Genomic DNA, 16,876 nt, shown 5'->3' with positions numbered 1-16,876 from the left:
AAAGGTTGAAGTCGCGATTCCAGATTGACCGCGCGGCTTGACCGATGCCAGAGAACCAGCCGGCCAGAACGCCTCGCCGCTGGGCGAGATCAAATCGGAAAGGTGGGCGACATCGTCTCGGAATCCACGGGCGACTTCATATCGGTACGCCTGGGCGACTTCGTCGGAATCCGCAGGCAGCCGCTTGCGGAATTCGTATACGCCTGAACGCCGTCGCTGAACGTAGCTCATCAATGCCATTGTGGACCACCCGTGTGGGCTACAGTTGTGTAGCAGGGCGGTCTCTCTAAGCTTATGATCGCTTAGAGTTTTCAGCTTTTCAATGGCTTGCTTGGGTACTGGCGCTCCCTAGGGGAATCGAACCCCTGTTTCAGCCTTGAGAGGGCCGCGTCCTAACCGCTAGACGAAGGGAGCGTGAGGTGAACCGCATAGCCTCGAAATCGCCGCGCCGCAAGACGGGTGGGGAAATTTTCGTGGGGTGGTTGGGTGGGGCGCGCTACGGAGGTCAAGTGCCCCGAGGCTCTTTCCCCGGGTGGGCCCCCTCCCCTAACCCCTCCCCACAAGGGGGAGGGGAACCGACTGCCTGGGCGGTGGGAATTCGAATTCCATGGGAGGGACAGGAGATGTTTCCCGATCCGCCCTGCCCTCACGGCTCCACGGCGAAGCGGAGGCGGCCGGTGGGTTTCAGGGTCTTGGCGTCGAAGGTGCGGATCTCGGTGGTGCCACCCACATCCAAGGTCACCGCCAGGCGGTCACCGGCGGTGCCGGTGGCGACGATGCGGGCGCCCTTCGGCAGCATGGCGGTGAGGTCCGGGCCAGAAGCTGTGCTTCCATCGCCGCGGAAAAGGCGATAGCCGATGGCGACCAGAAGCACTGCGATCGCGACCGAGGTGGTCACGCCCGCGATCATCATCATGCGCCGCAGCCGCGCCATCAGCTGGGCCTGCTCGGGCGAGGACGGCTCGGGCGCAACGGTAGTATTCATGGACATCTCGACTTCACAATCCCACAGTCTAATGACGGTCACGGTCGCCGGCGACGAGGGCTCGCCGCGGCTCGACCGCGTGCTGGCGGCCCGGCTGCCGGAGCTGTCGCGGTCCCGGCTGAAGGCGCTGATCCTGGCCGGACAGGTCAGCCTCGGATCGGGCGCCGTGCGCGACCCCGCTTATCACGTCGCCAGCGGCGACACGATCACAATCGACGTGCCCGAAGCGGCCCCGCCCGAGCCGAAGGCCGAGGCCATCCCGCTTCAGATCGTCTATGAGGACGACGACATCATCGTCATCGACAAGCCGGCCGGCCTGGTGGTGCATCCCGCCGCCGGGCACGAGACCGGGACATTGGTGAATGCGCTGATCGCGCATTGCGGGGCCAGTCTTTCGGGGATCGGCGGGGTCAAGCGGCCCGGCATCGTGCACCGGCTCGACAAGGACACCACCGGGCTGATGGTGGTGGCGAAGAACGACATGGCGCACGCCTCGCTGAGCGCGCAGTTCGCCGACCACGGCCGCACCGGCGCGATGGAGCGCGGCTATCTGGCGTTTGCCTGGGGGCTGCCGCACCGGCCGCATGGCACCATCAACGCCCCGCTCGACCGGCATCCGCATGCCCGCGACAAGATGGCGGTGCGGCCACGGGGCCGCGAGGCCGTCACCCATTACGAGGTGCAGGAGAGCTTTGCCGGCCGCGACGGCAAGCCGGTCGCGGCGCTGATCGCCTGCCATCTCGAAACCGGCCGCACCCACCAGATCCGGGTGCATCTGGCGCATCTCGGCCATCCGCTGCTCGGCGATGCCGTCTACGGCCCGCACTTCAAGACCAAGGCGAACCAGCTGGCGCCGGGCGCGCAAGCGGCGCTGGAGACGCTCGGGCGGCAGGCGCTGCATGCCTATCTGCTGGTGATCGAGCACCCCCGGACGGGAGAAATTCTGCGCTGGGAATCGGAGCTGCCGGAGGATCTTTCCCTCCTGCGGGAGGCGCTGCGAGCGGCGCTATGACGCAGGACCTTCAGAAAAGCGCAAGCATACCAAGAGGTTATAGCAGGGACACGGGGACGTGACCCCCGGAATCCTTCCACCTCGGGGCGAAAATGGTGTATGTTGCGCCTGCGTCGAATGGTCGACGCGTGGAACGTCGCAAACCGGTTGGCTTTAACCAAGCGACCGTTTTGCCTGGCCCGCCGCTATCGGGGGCCTGAACCAACTGGAGGGCGCTCAATGGCCCGTACAGCTACACTACCGGTTCTCAACGGAGAATCCGGACTTGCACGCTACCTCGCTGAGATCCGCAAGTTCCCGATGCTGGAACCGCAGGAGGAGTACATGCTCGCCAAGCGTTGGCGCGAGCATGACGACAGCGACGCAGCGCAGAAACTCGTCACCAGCCATCTCAGGCTCGTGGCCAAGATCGCCATGGGCTATCGCGGCTACGGCTTGCCGATATCCGAAGTCGTGTCGGAAGGCAATGTCGGCCTGATGCAGGCGGTGAAGAGGTTCGAGCCCGAGAAGGGCTTCCGCCTCGCCACCTACGCCATGTGGTGGATCAAGGCGTCGATACAAGAGTACATCCTGAGATCGTGGTCGCTCGTGAAGATGGGCACGACCGCGAACCAGAAGAAGCTGTTCTTCAACCTGCGCAAGGCCAAGAGCAAGATCTCGGCGCTGGATGAAGGCGATCTGCATCCGGATCAGGTCAAGCTGATCGCGAAGCGCCTCGGCGTGACCGATCAGGACGTGGTCGACATGAACCGCCGCCTCGGCGGCGACGCCTCGCTGAACGCGCCGATCCGCGACGACGGCGAAGCGGGCGAATGGCAGGACTGGCTGGTCGATACCTCGCCCAACCAGGAAGCCATCATGGCCGAGCACGAGGAATACGACCACCGCAGGCAGGCGCTGAACGGCGCGATCGGCGTGCTCAACGCACGCGAGCGCCGCATCTTCGAGGCGCGGCGCCTGGCCGACGAGCCGATGACGCTCGAGGACCTGGCCGCCGAGTTCGGCGTGTCGCGCGAGCGGGTGCGCCAGATCGAGGTGCGCGCGTTCGAGAAGGTGCAGTCCGCCGTCAAGGGCGCCATCGCCAAGCAGGAGGCGGCAGCCCTGGAGGCCGCGCATTGACGGCGCGGCTTCCAAGCTTAAGGTGGTTTTGATGCGATCGGAGCCGGCGGAGACGCCGGCTTCTTGTTAGCTGGGACTAATCAGGCGCGGCGCGGGCGAGCTCGGCGAGCGCGCAGCCCTCGCAATAGCGGGCGTCCTTATAGTCGATCCAGTTGTGCGCATAGATCCGCTCCCGCGGGATCTGATAGCGCAGCCGGAGCAGCTTGGAGAGCACGCGCCACGCGGCGATCTGGGCTTCCGTCGCCGGCTTGGTGACGTCGGGATAGTTGCCGGCGAACTCCACGCCGATGGAATTGTCGCGCACGACCTTGCGATAGGTGGATGCGTTGTCGATATAGCGGTTGTCGTTGCGGTTGGCGCCATCGCCATGCAGCGTGACCATGGTTTCCGGCACCGCCCAATACACCGTGCCGTCGGTTTCCACCCACAGGGTCACGCCGCGCCGTTTCGGGTTCTTGGCCTGCGCCAGCGCCCCCGTCCGCGCCGACCCCGCCGGCCCCTCGGTCTGGTGGACGATGATGTTGGTCCAGGGATGCGCCTTGGCCGGATCGCCCCACGGCGCCAGCCAGACGATTCTGAGGCCCGGAATATCCGGCGTGCCGGATGCGCGGGCCACCGCCGCGAGGTCATCCGCCGCGGCCGGCCGTGAGAGGAGGAGCAGCGCGAGCGCTGCGTGGCGGAAGAGCAGGATCGGCCTCATGGCCGAACACTAGCACCGCTACTCGGCGGCGGCATCCTGGCGCGGATGGTGCAGGGCCAGCGCGGCGATCTGCTCCGGGGCCAAGGCGGGCGCATCGACCTCGCTTTGATAGACGGCATAACGGTTCTTGCCGTCCTTCTTGGCCGCATACAGCGCCTGGTCCGCCCGCGCCATCACCCGGTCCGGGAATGCACCGAGGTCCCGCGTCCATTCGGCCACGCCGATCGACACCTCGATCGGCACGTCGGCCCCGGCACAGGCTTCTGCATCGTCGCGACAGACCTGCAGGATCCGTCGCGCGATCATCGCGCCCTCCCTCAAGGAAGACGACGGCAGCAGGATGCAGAATTCGTCGCCGCCGGTGCGCGCAAGCATGTCACCCGGCCTGAGCCTTGTCTGCGCCATCAGCGTGAAGTGCTGCAGGCAGGCATCGCCCGCCGCATGACCGTGATTGTCGTTGATGAGCTTGAAGCCGTCGAGATCGATCACCAGCAGCGCGAACGGCTTTCCGGACCGCTCCGCGCGCGCGCACTCCTCACCGAGCCGCCGCATCAGATGGCGCCGGTTGGCGACGCCGGTGAGATCGTCGAGCAGCGCGAGATCGGCGACCTCGTTGCGCAGGCGGTCGACGGCCATCAGCAGAAAACCGAAATTGAGCGACATCGACAGAAAAATCAGCAACAGCACCGCAGCCGCCTGGCCGCTGGTGGAATGACTGAAATCGAAGTCGGCGCCGAGGAAGGCGCCGATCGTCCGCGCCGCGAACACGGCGATGATCAGGACCGACAGCAATCCAGCGAGCCGCGCCCCCGGATTGATGGGCCCGTTTCTGGTGTCCAGCACCAGCCGCGCGATCACCGCCATCGGGACCGCCTGCCCGAGCGAGTAGCACAGGATCCGCAGCGGTCCGTGGTCGTAGACATAGAGAAAGAAGGCGATCGACGTGCAGGTCAGCGCGACCACGGCGAGGCTCAGTCGCCACGAGGCCGCACGGCCGTAGAAGCGCTGCACGCCCATCGCGGCGAGGCAGATCGCGAGCGTCATCAGCGAGGCGCCGGCGAGCAGGGGGATGAAGGAGCCGACATAGAACCGGCCCAGCGCGCACAAGGCGGCCGGCGGGCACATCAACGCAGAGGCGGTCCAATAGCGCGCCGATGCCAGATTGGGATAGCTGCGCATCACATAGGCCCAGATCAGGCCCAGTGCGAGGAAGTTGACCACGAAGGCGGTCCACAGCGTCGGAACATTCAACATCCCGATTGCAGGACGCGATCGATCCTACCCCCACTGTCTCGCAACGCCACGCTCATGACCATCCCTGTATTTTACGGACACCATGAGCGCGGTGCGCTTAACGTTTCCTCAAATCGGGATCCAAGATTGCGCCTTGGTTTTGAAACAATGAAGACACGATTAGTCCGGCGTTAACCCTCTCACGAAGCCCGCGCGAACGCCGCAGCGGGCCGCTGCCCACATCGAGCTGTGGATAAAGGCAAGTTGCCCAGGTGACAGGGTGAGGCAGAGCTTCGCGAATCTGCTGGGATCGTCTCCCGAGGCTGATGCATGGCTCCCCTGCGCCAGCGAGGCCTCGAAGTCGCGTTGCAATCCATCCACTCCTGACGAGGATTCCATGGCGAAGAAGGCGAAGAAGGCCGCGAAGGCGACCAAGAAAGCGGCGAAGAAGACCAAGAAGGCCGCCAAGAAGAAGTAGTCGTACTCCTCCGGGTGGGAGCGCGGCTTCCACCCGGTGTCACCGCCGTCGCGCTCCCGATCACCAAGCCTTCATCTCCCTCGCCACCCAGCCTCCCCGTTCGCGTTTCCAGAAATGGTGCGGCCGGGCCGGTCGGTCAAGGCGATCCGGCCATGCTACCGGCTCACTCTCCCCATCCGCGGGCCATGCCCGGCGCGCGTTCCAGCGTCACCTCGGCCTCGCGCAGCACGTCGAGCGGCGCCCACGGCTTGCTCCAGAATTTCGTGCCGCCCGGCAGCGGCTGCGACAGCGGCCGTCTCGACGTCACGACCACGTTGATATGCGGATGGCGCGCCCGCGCGATATGCGCGAGCTCCACGCCGCTCATCCGGCCGGCGAGATTGACGTCGGTCATCATCAGCACAATGCGATGACCGGGCTTGTTGAGGACCAGTTCCGCAGCCTCGGCACTCTCGCACGCGATCACGTCGTAGTCGCTCTCCTCGAGCAGCAGCGCGATCATCTCGCGCTGGGTCGGATCGTCCTCGACGATCAGTGCGGTCGCGCGGAACGGTTGCGACTGTCCCATGCCTGTACCTCCACGAAATTTGCCACGGCCCATTGCAATGTGAGTTAAAATCTGAACAGCAGGATGGTTCGGTTCCCATGCGAAAAACGGGCAGAAAATCCAGCTCGCTTGGGAGCGGTGATGCGAACGCGCGACGGAGGGGAAGCGGCGATGACGGCAATCAGCGGCGCGGCGGCGGCCGTGACGGGAGCATCCAGCGGCATCGGCCGCGCCTTGGCACTGGAACTTGCAGCGCGCGGCTGCGATCTCGCTGTGGCCGATCGCGATGAAGCGGGCCTTGCCAGCGTGGCAGGCGAGCTCGCCACGACAGGCCGCAAGGTCACCACGCATCGGCTCGACGTCAGCGACCGCCAGGCGATCGGCCAGTTCGCCGAGGATGCGACGCGCGCGCATCCCGACCTCAACATCGTCATCAACAATGCCGGTGTCGCGCTGTTCGGCAGCTTCGACGAGATCGACCAGGCCGAGATGGAGTGGCTGTTCAACATCAATTTCTGGGGCGTCGTGCACGGCACCCGTGCCTTCCTGCCGCATCTTGCGCGACGGCAGGAGGCGCATGTGGTCAACCTGTCCTCGATTTTCGGCATCATCGCCCCGCCCGGCCAGGCGGCCTATGCAGCGGCCAAATTCGCGGTGCGCGGCTTTTCCGAGAGCCTGCGTCATGAGCTCGCCGCCGCGAACAGCCCGATCAGGCTGTCGGTCGTGCATCCCGGCGGCGTCGCCACCGCGATCGCGCGCAATGCCCGCGCCGGCCACGGCATGACCGACAATGCGCGCCGCGTGCAAGCGATCGAACGCTTCGAGCGGCTCGCCAGGACCACGCCGCGCGAGGCGGCCCAGCGCATCATCCAGGGCATCGAACGCAACGAGCCGCGCATCCTGATCGGCGGCGATGCACGCATGATGGATCTGCTGCAGCGGTTCATGCCGGGCACCTATTGGAAGGTGATGGCCAAGCGGCTGGAGAAGGCGGCCGCGAAAGCAGGATGAGATCGCCGGTCAGGCGAAGATGATCTCGCGGCGCGCGGCGCGCCCGAGCCTTGTGCATTCGCCGCCCTCATCGGGATGGAGGGCGCAGGGAGAGCCAGGCCTCGGCTGAGGCCTGCGGCCCGCGTGCAACAAGACAAGCACGCGGCGGTTACCACAGGTTCAGCCGGATAGGCCCGGCCCTCCCTGCGCGATGGTCTGACGCCTTATACGTGGTCTCCCTGGTGCGCCGGGCGTGTTGGCCACCATTGCTCATGACATGCGAAGCAGTGTCACGCGCGTGATACCAGCATCGGGGTATCGGGACGCCACGATTTCGGCGTGCGCATCGCTCCGTTCGTCGGCGCGGCCAAGCCACGCTGCGGAGCTCTACGCCCATCGCATCCTGTCAGCCCGCGCCTCGTGACGATCGCGAAACGCCCCTTGTGTTCAGAAAGTCTGTCAGAATGTGCGAACGGGCGGTTCTCGCAAAACCGCCCGTCGCAGGATCTGAGCCCGTAACGCCCCAAACGCGGCAGAGCCTGTTTCAGAGCGAGGGACAGCTCCGGTGATCTTCCTCAACCCGAACAGTTGCAAGGGCCTCGAGCCCATACAAGGCAAGGAAGGGAGTGGATGATGACACAGATCGCAAACGGTGTCGCCGGCATCGATGTGGCCAAGGACAAGGTGGACGGCTGCATTCGCGGTCTCGGACTACGGCAGACGTTCCCGAGCACTCCGCAAGGGCACCGCCAGCTGTTGGCCTTGCTTCGCAAGCACAAGGTGAACAAGGCCGTCATGGAGGCCACTGGCGGCTATGAGCGCGAATGGGCCAAGGTGTTGCGCCAGGCAGGCGTGGAGGTGCGGATCGTCGATCCCAAGCGGGTTCGCAACTTTGCCCTATCGGCCGGTCGACTGGCGAAGAACGACACGATCGATGCGGAGATGATCGCCTGGTTCGCCGAGACGTTCAACGACGCACCGAGCCAGACCTACGACGCTGCCCGCGAGGAACTGGCGGGACTGGTGAAAGCACGCAAGAACCTGATGGATCTGAAAACCCGTCTACAGAACCAGCACGAACATGTCGTGCCGGGATTGGCGCAGAAGGCCCATTCCCAGGTGTTGAAGACGCTCGCGGCACAGATTGCAAAGCTTGAGGCTGCGATCTCGGCCAAGGTCAAGGCCACACCGGAGTTTGCCGAGCGCGCCGAGATCATCGAAAGTGTTCCAGGGCTTGCCGGAACGACCTCCGCGATCCTCATTGCAGGAGCGCCGGAGCTCGGCAAGGTGAGCGACGAGATCGCCGCCGCCCTGATCGGGGTCGCTCCTTACGACGATGACAGTGGCAAGCGCCGAGGCGAGCGCCACATCAAGGGTGGCCGGCGCTGGGTGAGAAACGGCCTGTTTCTTCCCTGCCTCGGCGCAGCAACCCAGCATAATCCGGTGCTCAAGGCCTACTATGAGCGCCTCACCGCCAAGGGCAAGGAGCCGAAAGTTGCGCTCATCGCCTGCATGCGCAAGTTGATCATCATCCTCAACACGATGATCGCCCGCGGGGAGAAGTGGAATCCCAAGCCGCCACGCGTTGCGGTGAGCTGATCGAGCGCCACGCCGCGCTCGGTCCGCGACCGAGCGCATGCCAAGCCAACAGGACGGCGAGCGGACGGGGTCAAGGCCTTCAGCCGCCGAAGGCGGAGGCGCGTCTCGCGCCAGCCTTGAGGCCGGCCGATCGCCGGCCTACCTCAACAGCACAGTTGCTCCGGCGGGCCGGGACGGCGGCAAATGTGCGGCTGATTTGCCCGACGACACAAGAGGTGTCGGTGCAACAAACCAACACGACGGGCAGTTTGCGCATGGCGGATATGCGCGATCTGTCGCCAGCACACTCTATCCGCAGTCATTCCGGGGCATCGCGCAGCGATGAGCCCGGAAGCCATAGCCACGCAACGTCGTGAGGAGAGAGATGGAGCAACAGCCGTGTCTCGCCGCTGCCGCCGTGGTTATGGATTCCGGTCTCGCGCTGCGCGCGCCCCGGAATGACAGCGGGACGCGTGGTGGGAGCCGAGATGACATCCACAGTCGTCATCGCCCGCAGCAGGCCTGCGATCCAGCAGACGCCGTGTGGCACGCTGGAGCCGAAGCGCTGCGGCGTACTGGATGCCCCGCCTGAGCGGGGCATGACAGCGACGCGGTGGCAAACAGTCGGCTACCGCCCCACCAGCTGATCGGCGAAATAGCCGATGGTCTTGCGGTAGATCACCGCCCTGTTCCACTCGCGCATCGCGTCGAAATTCGCGCTGCCTTCGTCGTAGGGCGCGCCCATCTTGAAGCCGTTGCTGTGCAGCAGATTGGCGGTCGAGGCCAGCACGTCGGCGGTGGAATGACGCAGATCGACACGGCCGTCGCCGTCGAAGTCGACGCCGTATTTGACGTAGGAGGACGGCAGGAACTGGGTCTGGCCGATCTCGCCGGCGAAGGCGCCGACGAGGTCGCGCAAGGTGAGATCGCCGCGCTGGACGATCTTGAGCGCGGCCAGCAATTCGCCCTGGAACAGCTCGGTGCGGCGGCAGTCATGTGCCAAGGTCGCAAGCGTTCGGATCACCGGCAGCTTGCCCATGTCGCCCTTGCCGAAATCGGTCTCCAGCCCCCAGATCGCGATCAGGATCTGGCGCGGCACGCCATATTGCTGCTCGATGCGCGACAGCAGCGCCGCATGCCGCAGCAGCATCGCGCGCCCGCCATTGATCCGGCCGGGGCCGACGCGGGTCGCGACATACTGCTCGAAGCTCTTGTTGAAGGTGTAGCGCTGCCGGCGGTCGAAGGCGAGCACAGCCGGATCGAGCGTCACGCCCGACAACGCCTGGCTGATCGTGCCGGCCGATACGCCGGCGCTCTGCGCCTCTGCCGAGAAGCTGGCAACGAACGTGTTGAAGTCGCCGCCGCAGCGCGCGGCCTGCGCGGAGCTGGCCACTGAGAGGGCCGAAAGCGAGGCCGCGAGCAGCACGGCAAGACGACGCAAGAGCATGCGGGATCCCCAGTGATTCCAGATCGAGGATGATGATGCCACGGCGGAAGGCGCGACGTCAAAATTGCGGCAGGCGACGATGCGGTCAAACGCGTCGCAGAACTGGTCTTGATGCGCAGAAGGGTCAACCAATTCGTCGCTTCTACGAAGCACCTGCCCCAATCGCTGCGAGCGAGCTCGTCGTGGACGATGTGTGAATCCGATAGCCCGCAAGGGGCAAGGGCACTGTATCGGGCAGCGATGGCGCGGAGGCAGAGGCGCGCAGCCCCCTACCCCGATTGATCCTCGTCAATACCGCGCCATCCTCACTTCCTAAGCTCAGCACAAAAGGAGACGACGCCATGATCGGGATTACGCTGACCGCCGACCAGATCCGCTCGGCCCCGCCGGAGGTGCGGCGCTGGATCGAGCATCAGGTGCTCGCCAGCCTCGGGCTCGGCGCGGAGGCGCCGCGGGCAGCGCCGGCGCTGCCGGTGCCGGGTGCGCATCTCGTCGCCTGCACCGCCGATGATGCGGCCAAGATCCTGGCGCAGATCGAGGGCGTGCTGCCGGCGGTCAACGTGTTCTTCGAGTTCAGCCGTCCCGGCATTTCGCTGGGGCAGCCACCGATCATGATGTTCCGCCTGATCGACATCCTGCATCACACGCGGCTGCAGAACATCGGCCAGGTGATGGCGTCGCTGGAGATGATCAACAAGGCGCTGATCGACGCCAGGCAAGATCCGTCAGCACGGTTCTGCGGCTTCGACAATGAAGGCCATTGCCTGATCGCCCCGGAGACCCAGCGTGCGATTGCCAGCGTCTGGCAGAGCGTCATCGCCAAGCAGCATGGCGTGGCCGAGGGGGAAGCGGCGTGAGGCGACGCGGCGCAGCGAATGGCGCTGCGCTTGTCCCAAAACGAAACACGGCCAGGGAAGCACGGTCAGGTCGGTTCAGCCATGCCTGTCCCGGGCCGCTCCGGCCTTGAGCCGGGCGGGATCGGTGCTACGATTCTGCCGTCGTTTTCGATCCCAACGGAGATCGCCGATGCCGCCCCGCCAGCGCCGACTGCTCCAGGTCCCCCTGTTCCGCCTGCTCGCGATCAACCTCGCGCTCGGCCTCGTCATGGCCGTGGTGCTGGTCGGCGGCCTCCTGGCGCTCGATCCCTTGGGCCTGCGTCACCTGATCTTCGCGGACCATTCGCCCGGCGTCGCCATCGGCCTGCTGCTCGGCTCGTTCTTCGTCACCTTCGGCTCGACCGCCATGGGCACTGCCATCATGGCGCTCGGCGGCAGCGACGAGGATGACACCCCGCGCGGCGGCACCCGGGCCCATGCGCGGGTGAAGGTGCGGCAGCGTTAGAAGGCAAACGCGCCGCGGCGGCGGTGCGCTCCCTCGCCCCGCTTGCGGGGAGAGGTGGAATGGAAGCCGGCGCGACACACTGGGTCTCATCACCGCCCTTACCAATGCCCCTTGCTCTTGTTCCAGGCGAACAACACGTCGGCGAAGCGGTCGTAGCCGAAGCGTGTCAGCGGCCGCACCAAGCGGTTGCCGAACAGGGTCGCCAGCCAGCCCTCGCCGGGCGTCAGCTTCCACAACAGCAGCGCCACGTCGGCGCCGGTGATCAGCTGGCCGTCCTCGTCGGTCGCATGCAGCCGGCGGCGGACGTCGTCGACATCGGCGCCGAAGGCACTCAGCGCCTCCGGCTCCGCGTTAATGTCCTTGAACGCGACGCGGCCGGACTTCACGAGCGCCAGCAGCTTGTTGCGCTGCCAGTCGATGCCGGCATCGCAGACCGGGCAGCGCGTGTTGTACCAGACGGTGAGTTGCGGCATCGACATCGGGGTCCAAGGTTTGCAGGATCTCAGGCTTGGTGGATCTCAGGCTGGCGTTCATCAAGCTGACATGGAATCGGGCGCATGGGGGCATGCCGATCCGGCAAAATCGAGGAGTCCGCATGCGGCCGCAGGGTCGAAAATCCGGCCCGTGATCACCATATCGATAGGGTCTCAGCGGGCCCGCACCGCGCCGCGCGATGCTCTCGTGACGGAGCCGGTTGCGGCAAGGCATCGCCGCCACGGCGGCTGCCGTACCCCGTTGCGCCCTTAACCATTCTCTTCAGCAAAATCGATGAGCAGATCGGCGTCCGTCCGCGTTGACGCGGCGCTTCTGATCCTGGAAAAGCCCCCCATGGCAAAGAAACCCGGCTCCAATCCCAAAGGCGAATTCGCCTTCTTCAACGTGACCTATGAGGACGGCTCGCAGCGCTCCAACCGGCGTGTCCCGGCCGAGCTGCTCGGCGGCCTCGACGGCGACGAACCCGCGCGCGGCTTCATCATGGAGCAGGACCGCGACATTGCCGAAAAATCCGGCCGCCCACCGCTTCAGATCAAGTCGCTGGAGCGCGTCGGAGCGAAGAAGAAGTAATTTGGCCGAGCTGCGGCTGCGCGGGCCAAGCACGCAGCGCGTGCCCACCATCAGGTGCTTGCCGCGAAGCCCGGTGGGTACGGCGCGCGACACCGGTGCCAGCCTCACCACCGTGCAGGCGCCTTTGCCCACCCTACGCCGCCTTCCACGGACCGCGCTGTGATTGGGTAACCCGTCATGGCCGGGCTTGTCCCGGCCATCCACGTCTTCAGACGTGGCACGACGTGGATGCCCGGGACAAGCCCGGGCATGACGACGCCGATAGATCTGAACCGACATCCGGCAATTATGCCGCCTCGCTGGCCTGCGATGCAGGCACAGCCGCCCTGTCCCGCTCCATCTCCCGCGGCCGGTTGATCAGGCTGACCAGCGTGTAGCTGACGATCAGCAGCAGGAACCACGAGCCGAGCTTGGCCGGCGAGACCATCGCCCAGCCATGGGCCTGGGCCGGATTAGATCCAGGTGCGCGACAGTGTGCCGATGTTCTCCGACAGCCAGATGAATAGCGACACCAGGATCAGCCCGAACAGCAGCGGCATCGATCGGTGGACCCGCCACACCTTGAAGTGGACGGCGGCCGGCGCGAACAGCAGCACGGCCCAGCCGAACAGCACCAGCCTGACATCGAGCCCGTAATGGTCGGTGAAGAAGTTGAGATAGACCGCAGCACTTAAGGCCATCAGCCAGCGCCGTGAGGGATGGCCGGTGAAGCGAAAATCGAACAGCCGCCAGACGCGGCACAGATAGCTGCCGATGCAGGAATACATGAAGCCCGAGAACAGCGGCACGCCGCCGAGCCTGATGAGGCTCGGCTCCGGATAGATCCACGAGCCGGTCGCGGTCTTGAACAGCTCCATCGCCGTGCCGACGAGATGATAGACCAGAATGACCTTGGCCTCTTCGACGGTCTCCAGCCTGGTGGCGAGCAGCACGGCTGGACGCCGAGCATGCAGAGGAAGAGGAAGTCGTAGCGCGCGAGCGGCGCGTGCGCCGGATAGAACCGCCACGTCAGCAGCATCAACGCCACCGCGATGCCGCCGAACAGACAGGCGTAAGCCTGCTTCACGCCGAAGCGGAGGAATTCGTAGAGGAAGGCGGTCCAGGGCTTGGCGGACGCGCGGGCGGCGAGGCGGGCTTCGGCGGCGATGAATGGGCGGAGGGGCGGCCAGAGGGACGCGGCGCTTCGCCTGTCGTTCGACGGTGATGATGAAAATCTGTCGTTTTGCATTGGAAAGCTGGACGGGCGCTAGTCCTCGTGCGTAGCAGCGCCATCACAGGCAGTGTCAGCGGAAAGTTCGGCCTTCTCCCGGAGCGACGCGGACAACTGCGGACACAGCGGCTGAGCGTCGGAGGCGTCGTCCTGACCACGAGCGCGGCGTGCATGACTGCGCCCTCCCCCCTTGTGGGAGAGGGCATGTCGGAAAGCGCTACAAGCTGGGTTGGGTGAGGGGTATGCCTCCACGAAAATCACTCGCGGAGAGATACCCCTCACCCAACCGAGCTTGCGGATAGGCCAGCGATGCCCTCTCCCGCAAGGGGAGAGGGCGCTGCATTTCACAGCTCCGAGCAATATCACTTAGTTCGCAGGGTGGGCAAAGCGGCGCCGCAGGCGGCGCGTGCCCACCATCAGCTTGGCGACATGCGGCCGGTGGGCACGGCGCACGCGATGGCAGCGCAAGCCGCTCCAGCGCGCCTGCGCCTTTGCCCACCCTACGCATCACCATCGTTTTCAGGGCTTGCAGAACTCACTCGACGAGGCATCATTCTGGACATGAGCATGACGACCTATATCCATGTGCGCTGGCTGCACGAGTTCGACGATGAGCCGGTCGAGCTTTGGAGCGAACTCGATGGCGAGCGCTTCGAGACCCGAAGGCTGGAGATCTTTCGGGACGGCAGCATAGGCTTCGCAAGCGCGACCGAGGCGACGGATCGGACGTGGCTCGGAGAGATCGCAGTTCCTCCCATCGACGAGATCTCGCAGAATCCTCAATTCGTGGCGCAAGAGATTTCGAAGGAGGAGTTCGAGCGGCGTTGGAATGCGAGGTCCGCTCGTTAGGCCCGGTCAAGAGACCGCCCACAAATCAGCCGGGCTTTCGTGAGCCACAAACAAAAACGGCGAACCTTTCGGTCCGCCGTCGCGTTCTGATGGATTGCCGGGTCAAGCCCGGCAATGACGGCTGATGCGGTGATTAGTTATCCAAAAAGCTCCGCAGCTTCCGCGACCGGCTCGGATGCTTCAGCTTGCGCAGCGCCTTGGCTTCGATCTGGCGGATGCGCTCTCTCGTCACCGAGAACTGCTGGCCGACTTCTTCCAGCGTGTGGTCGGTGTTCATGCCGATGCCGAAGCGCATGCGGAGCACGCGTTCTTCGCGCGGGGTGAGCGAGGCCAGCACCCGCGTCGTGGTTTCGCGCAGGTTGGACTGGATCGCGGCGTCGATCGGCAGGATCGCGTTCTTGTCCTCGATGAAGTCACCGAGATGGCTGTCCTCCTCGTCACCCACGGGGGTTTCGAGCGACAGCGGCTCCTTGGCGATCTTGAGGACCTTGCGCACCTTCTCGAGCGGCATGCCGAGCTTTTCGGCGAGCTCCTCCGGGGTCGGCTCGCGGCCGATCTCGTTCAGCATCTGGCGCGAGGTGCGGACGATCTTGTTGATCGTCTCGATCATGTGCACGGGGATGCGGATGGTGCGGGCCTGGTCGGCGATCGAGCGGGTGATCGCCTGCCGGATCCACCAGGTGGCGTAGGTCGAGAACTTGTAGCCGCGGCGGTACTCGAACTTGTCGACGGCCTTCATCAGGCCGATATTGCCTTCCTGGATCAGGTCGAGGAACTGCAGGCCGCGGTTGGTGTACTTCTTGGCGATCGAGATCACGAGACGGAGGTTGGCTTCCACCATCTCCTTCTTGGCCTGACGGGCTTCGCGCTCGCCCTTCTGCACCGAGTGCACGATCTTGCGGAATTCGCCGATCTCCAGTCCGGTCAGCGCAGCCATCGCCTGCACCTCCTGGCGCAGGTCCTTGATGCGGTCCTTCTCGTAATGGACGAAGTTCTTCCAGCCCTTGGCCGACAGCTTCGAGACACGGTTGAGCCAGCGCGGATCGAGCTCCGAGCCCTGGTAGTTGCGCAGGAAGTCCTCGCGCGCGACGCCGTGGGAGTCGGCCAGACGCATCAAGCGGCTCTCGAACGAGACCAGCTTCTTGTTGATGTCGTAGAGCTGCTCGACGAGGCTGTCGATACGCGCCTGGTTGAGGCGCAGCGACTTCACCTCGACGATGATCTCGTCCTTGAGCTTCTTGTACTTGCGCTCCTGCGAGGGCGACAGCGACTCGCTCTGCAGCTGGTTGGCGATGTCCTGCTCCTGCAGGCGGCGCAGCTTCTTGTACTCGGACGCAATCTTGTCGAAGGTCTCGACCACCTTCGGCTTCAGCTCGGCCTCGATGGCCGCGAGCGACATCTGGTTCTCGAACTCGTCGTCGTCCATGTCGGCTTCGGCCGCCGCCTCGCCGGGATCCTTCTCCTCGACAGGCGCGCCGTTCGGCGCGGCACGGAACGGGGTCGGCTGCGGCGGCGCGGCCGGCGGGGCGACCGCGGCCTGGACGTCGCCGCCATCGGCGACCTCACCCTCGCCATTCGCTGGCGCGGCGATCTGCGGGTTCATGCCGCCCTTGGAGTCCGGGCCGGCATAGGTGGCTTCGAGATCGATGATGTCGCGAAGGAAGATCTTGCCTTCGTTGAGCTCGTCGCGCCAGATGATGATGGCCTGGAACGTCAGCGGGCTTTCGCAGAGCCCTGCGATCATCGCCTCGCGGCCGGCCTCGATGCGCTTGGCGATCGCGATTTCGCCCTCGCGCGACAACAGCTCGACGGTGCCCATCTCGCGCAGATACATGCGCACGGGATCGTCGGTGCGTTCGCCCGGCTCGGACTTCTTGACCTCGGTGACGGCCTTCTGGGTGATCTCGACAAGCTCGTTGTCGGTCTCGTCGTCGCCGTCGTCCTTCTCCTCGGACTCGTCGGCCTCTTCGGCCTCGGTGACGTTGATCCCCATGTCGGACAGCATCGACATGATGTCTTCGATCTGTTCCGGCGAGGTGGTGTCGGAAGGCAGCACTTCATTGAGCTGATCAAAGGTCACGAAGCCGCGCTTCTTGGCCTGCTTGATCATCTTCTTGACGGCAGCGTCCGACAGGTCGAGCAACGGCGAGGGCGCGTCGGCAGAGTCCTTTTCGGGAGCATCCGCGGCCTTGTCGTCCTTTTCCTTGTCCTTCACCTGCAGCGTCTTTGCCTTCGTGGCCATTCATTGCTCCCGAAACGCGCCCGCTCCGCCTGTGGCATCTTCGCCCTTGGCATCGCGGCGCCCGCCTGCTCTACTCAAAC

General features: G+C 65.2%; 16 protein-coding genes, 1 tRNA gene and 1 pseudogene. 9 read left to right on the top strand and 9 right to left on the bottom strand.

Annotation, left to right across the window (positions count from 1 at the left end):
- Nucleotides 1-339: 339 nt before the first annotated feature.
- Nucleotides 340-414 (bottom strand) — tRNA-Glu (locus tag ACVIJ6_RS17310).
- Between the two features lie 232 nt (nucleotides 415-646).
- Nucleotides 647-985, bottom strand: coding sequence for a hypothetical protein (locus ACVIJ6_RS17305; protein WP_434865858.1), 339 nt, complete (start codon nucleotides 983-985; stop codon nucleotides 647-649).
- A gap of 31 nt (nucleotides 986-1,016) precedes the next feature.
- On the opposite strand from ACVIJ6_RS17305, the gene ACVIJ6_RS17300 reads away from it, so the two are divergent.
- Together ACVIJ6_RS17300 and rpoH are read left to right on the top strand one after the other, a co-directional pair.
- Nucleotides 1,017-1,997, top strand: a complete 981-nt coding sequence (locus ACVIJ6_RS17300) for an RluA family pseudouridine synthase (protein WP_456777010.1) — start codon at nucleotides 1,017-1,019, stop codon at nucleotides 1,995-1,997.
- A 219-nt stretch (nucleotides 1,998-2,216) separates the two neighbouring features.
- Entirely contained in the window at nucleotides 2,217-3,116 is a 900-nt protein-coding gene (gene rpoH, locus ACVIJ6_RS17295; protein ID WP_008962266.1) for an RNA polymerase sigma factor RpoH, read from the top strand.
- 76 nt (nucleotides 3,117-3,192) lie between these two features.
- Here the strand turns inward: rpoH and ACVIJ6_RS17290 are convergent, their stop codons facing one another.
- A complete protein-coding gene (locus ACVIJ6_RS17290) occupies nucleotides 3,193-3,816 on the bottom strand; it encodes a peptidoglycan recognition protein family protein (protein ID WP_456773649.1) in 624 nt (207 codons plus the stop codon).
- Nucleotides 3,817-3,834: 18 nt separating this feature from the next.
- Nucleotides 3,835-5,070 carry a GGDEF domain-containing protein gene (locus ACVIJ6_RS17285; RefSeq protein ID WP_456773648.1) on the bottom strand — a complete coding sequence of 412 codons (1,236 nt, stop codon included), beginning with the start codon at nucleotides 5,068-5,070 and terminating at the stop codon, nucleotides 3,835-3,837.
- Between the two features lie 259 nt (nucleotides 5,071-5,329).
- Here ACVIJ6_RS17285 and ACVIJ6_RS17280 point away from each other — a divergent pair, with 259 nt between their 5' ends.
- Complete coding sequence (locus ACVIJ6_RS17280; RefSeq protein ID WP_456773647.1) at nucleotides 5,330-5,527, top strand: hypothetical protein; 198 nt, start codon at nucleotides 5,330-5,332, stop codon at nucleotides 5,525-5,527.
- Between the two features lie 163 nt (nucleotides 5,528-5,690).
- Here the strand turns inward: ACVIJ6_RS17280 and ACVIJ6_RS17275 are convergent, their stop codons facing one another.
- The gene (locus tag ACVIJ6_RS17275) at nucleotides 5,691-6,095 is read right to left on the bottom strand and encodes a response regulator (RefSeq protein ID WP_456773646.1); all 405 of its coding nucleotides are present in this window, start codon (nucleotides 6,093-6,095) and stop codon (nucleotides 5,691-5,693) included.
- A gap of 150 nt (nucleotides 6,096-6,245) precedes the next feature.
- Between ACVIJ6_RS17275 and ACVIJ6_RS17270 the strand changes: the two genes are divergently transcribed.
- Nucleotides 6,246-7,085: an SDR family NAD(P)-dependent oxidoreductase gene (locus ACVIJ6_RS17270; RefSeq protein ID WP_456773645.1), complete on the top strand. Its 840-nt coding sequence runs from the start codon at nucleotides 6,246-6,248 to the stop codon at nucleotides 7,083-7,085.
- Nucleotides 7,086-7,697: 612 nt separating this feature from the next.
- Complete coding sequence (locus ACVIJ6_RS17265; protein WP_456772807.1) at nucleotides 7,698-8,663, top strand: IS110 family RNA-guided transposase; 966 nt, start codon at nucleotides 7,698-7,700, stop codon at nucleotides 8,661-8,663.
- Nucleotides 8,664-9,270: 607 nt separating this feature from the next.
- On the opposite strand, the gene ACVIJ6_RS17260 is transcribed toward ACVIJ6_RS17265, so the two are convergent.
- The gene (locus tag ACVIJ6_RS17260) at nucleotides 9,271-10,089 is read right to left on the bottom strand and encodes a lytic murein transglycosylase (protein ID WP_456773644.1); all 819 of its coding nucleotides are present in this window, start codon (nucleotides 10,087-10,089) and stop codon (nucleotides 9,271-9,273) included.
- Nucleotides 10,090-10,430: 341 nt separating this feature from the next.
- Here ACVIJ6_RS17260 and ACVIJ6_RS17255 point away from each other — a divergent pair, with 341 nt between their 5' ends.
- Both ACVIJ6_RS17255 and ACVIJ6_RS17250 read left to right on the top strand, forming a co-directional pair.
- Nucleotides 10,431-10,946, top strand: a complete 516-nt coding sequence (locus ACVIJ6_RS17255; protein WP_456773643.1) for a hypothetical protein — start codon at nucleotides 10,431-10,433, stop codon at nucleotides 10,944-10,946.
- Nucleotides 10,947-11,115: 169 nt separating this feature from the next.
- Nucleotides 11,116-11,430, top strand: a complete 315-nt coding sequence (locus ACVIJ6_RS17250) for a hypothetical protein (protein ID WP_456773642.1) — start codon at nucleotides 11,116-11,118, stop codon at nucleotides 11,428-11,430.
- A 98-nt stretch (nucleotides 11,431-11,528) separates the two neighbouring features.
- Here ACVIJ6_RS17250 and ACVIJ6_RS17245 read toward each other — a convergent pair whose 3' ends face one another.
- The gene (locus tag ACVIJ6_RS17245; RefSeq protein ID WP_456773641.1) at nucleotides 11,529-11,903 is read right to left on the bottom strand and encodes a thiol-disulfide oxidoreductase DCC family protein; all 375 of its coding nucleotides are present in this window, start codon (nucleotides 11,901-11,903) and stop codon (nucleotides 11,529-11,531) included.
- A 355-nt stretch (nucleotides 11,904-12,258) separates the two neighbouring features.
- On the opposite strand from ACVIJ6_RS17245, the gene ACVIJ6_RS17240 reads away from it, so the two are divergent.
- Nucleotides 12,259-12,495, top strand: coding sequence for a hypothetical protein (locus tag ACVIJ6_RS17240; protein WP_008963614.1), 237 nt, complete (start codon nucleotides 12,259-12,261; stop codon nucleotides 12,493-12,495).
- A gap of 286 nt (nucleotides 12,496-12,781) precedes the next feature.
- On the opposite strand, the pseudogene ACVIJ6_RS17235 reads toward ACVIJ6_RS17240, so the two are convergent.
- Nucleotides 12,782-13,723: pseudogene (locus tag ACVIJ6_RS17235) on the bottom strand (DUF817 domain-containing protein).
- Nucleotides 13,724-14,014: 291 nt separating this feature from the next.
- On the opposite strand from ACVIJ6_RS17235, the gene ACVIJ6_RS17230 reads away from it, so the two are divergent.
- A complete protein-coding gene (locus ACVIJ6_RS17230; RefSeq protein WP_456773640.1) occupies nucleotides 14,015-14,554 on the top strand; it encodes a DUF6881 domain-containing protein in 540 nt (179 codons plus the stop codon).
- A 133-nt stretch (nucleotides 14,555-14,687) separates the two neighbouring features.
- On the opposite strand, the gene rpoD is transcribed toward ACVIJ6_RS17230, so the two are convergent.
- Nucleotides 14,688-16,796: an RNA polymerase sigma factor RpoD gene (rpoD, locus tag ACVIJ6_RS17225; RefSeq protein WP_456773639.1), complete on the bottom strand. Its 2,109-nt coding sequence runs from the start codon at nucleotides 16,794-16,796 to the stop codon at nucleotides 14,688-14,690.
- Nucleotides 16,797-16,876: the final 80 nt, after the last annotated feature.

It is taken from the genome of Bradyrhizobium sp. USDA 4369, from assembly GCF_054056435.1.
Note: the sequence above shows the minus strand (reverse complement) of the source record. Positions and strands in the feature narration are given on the sequence as shown.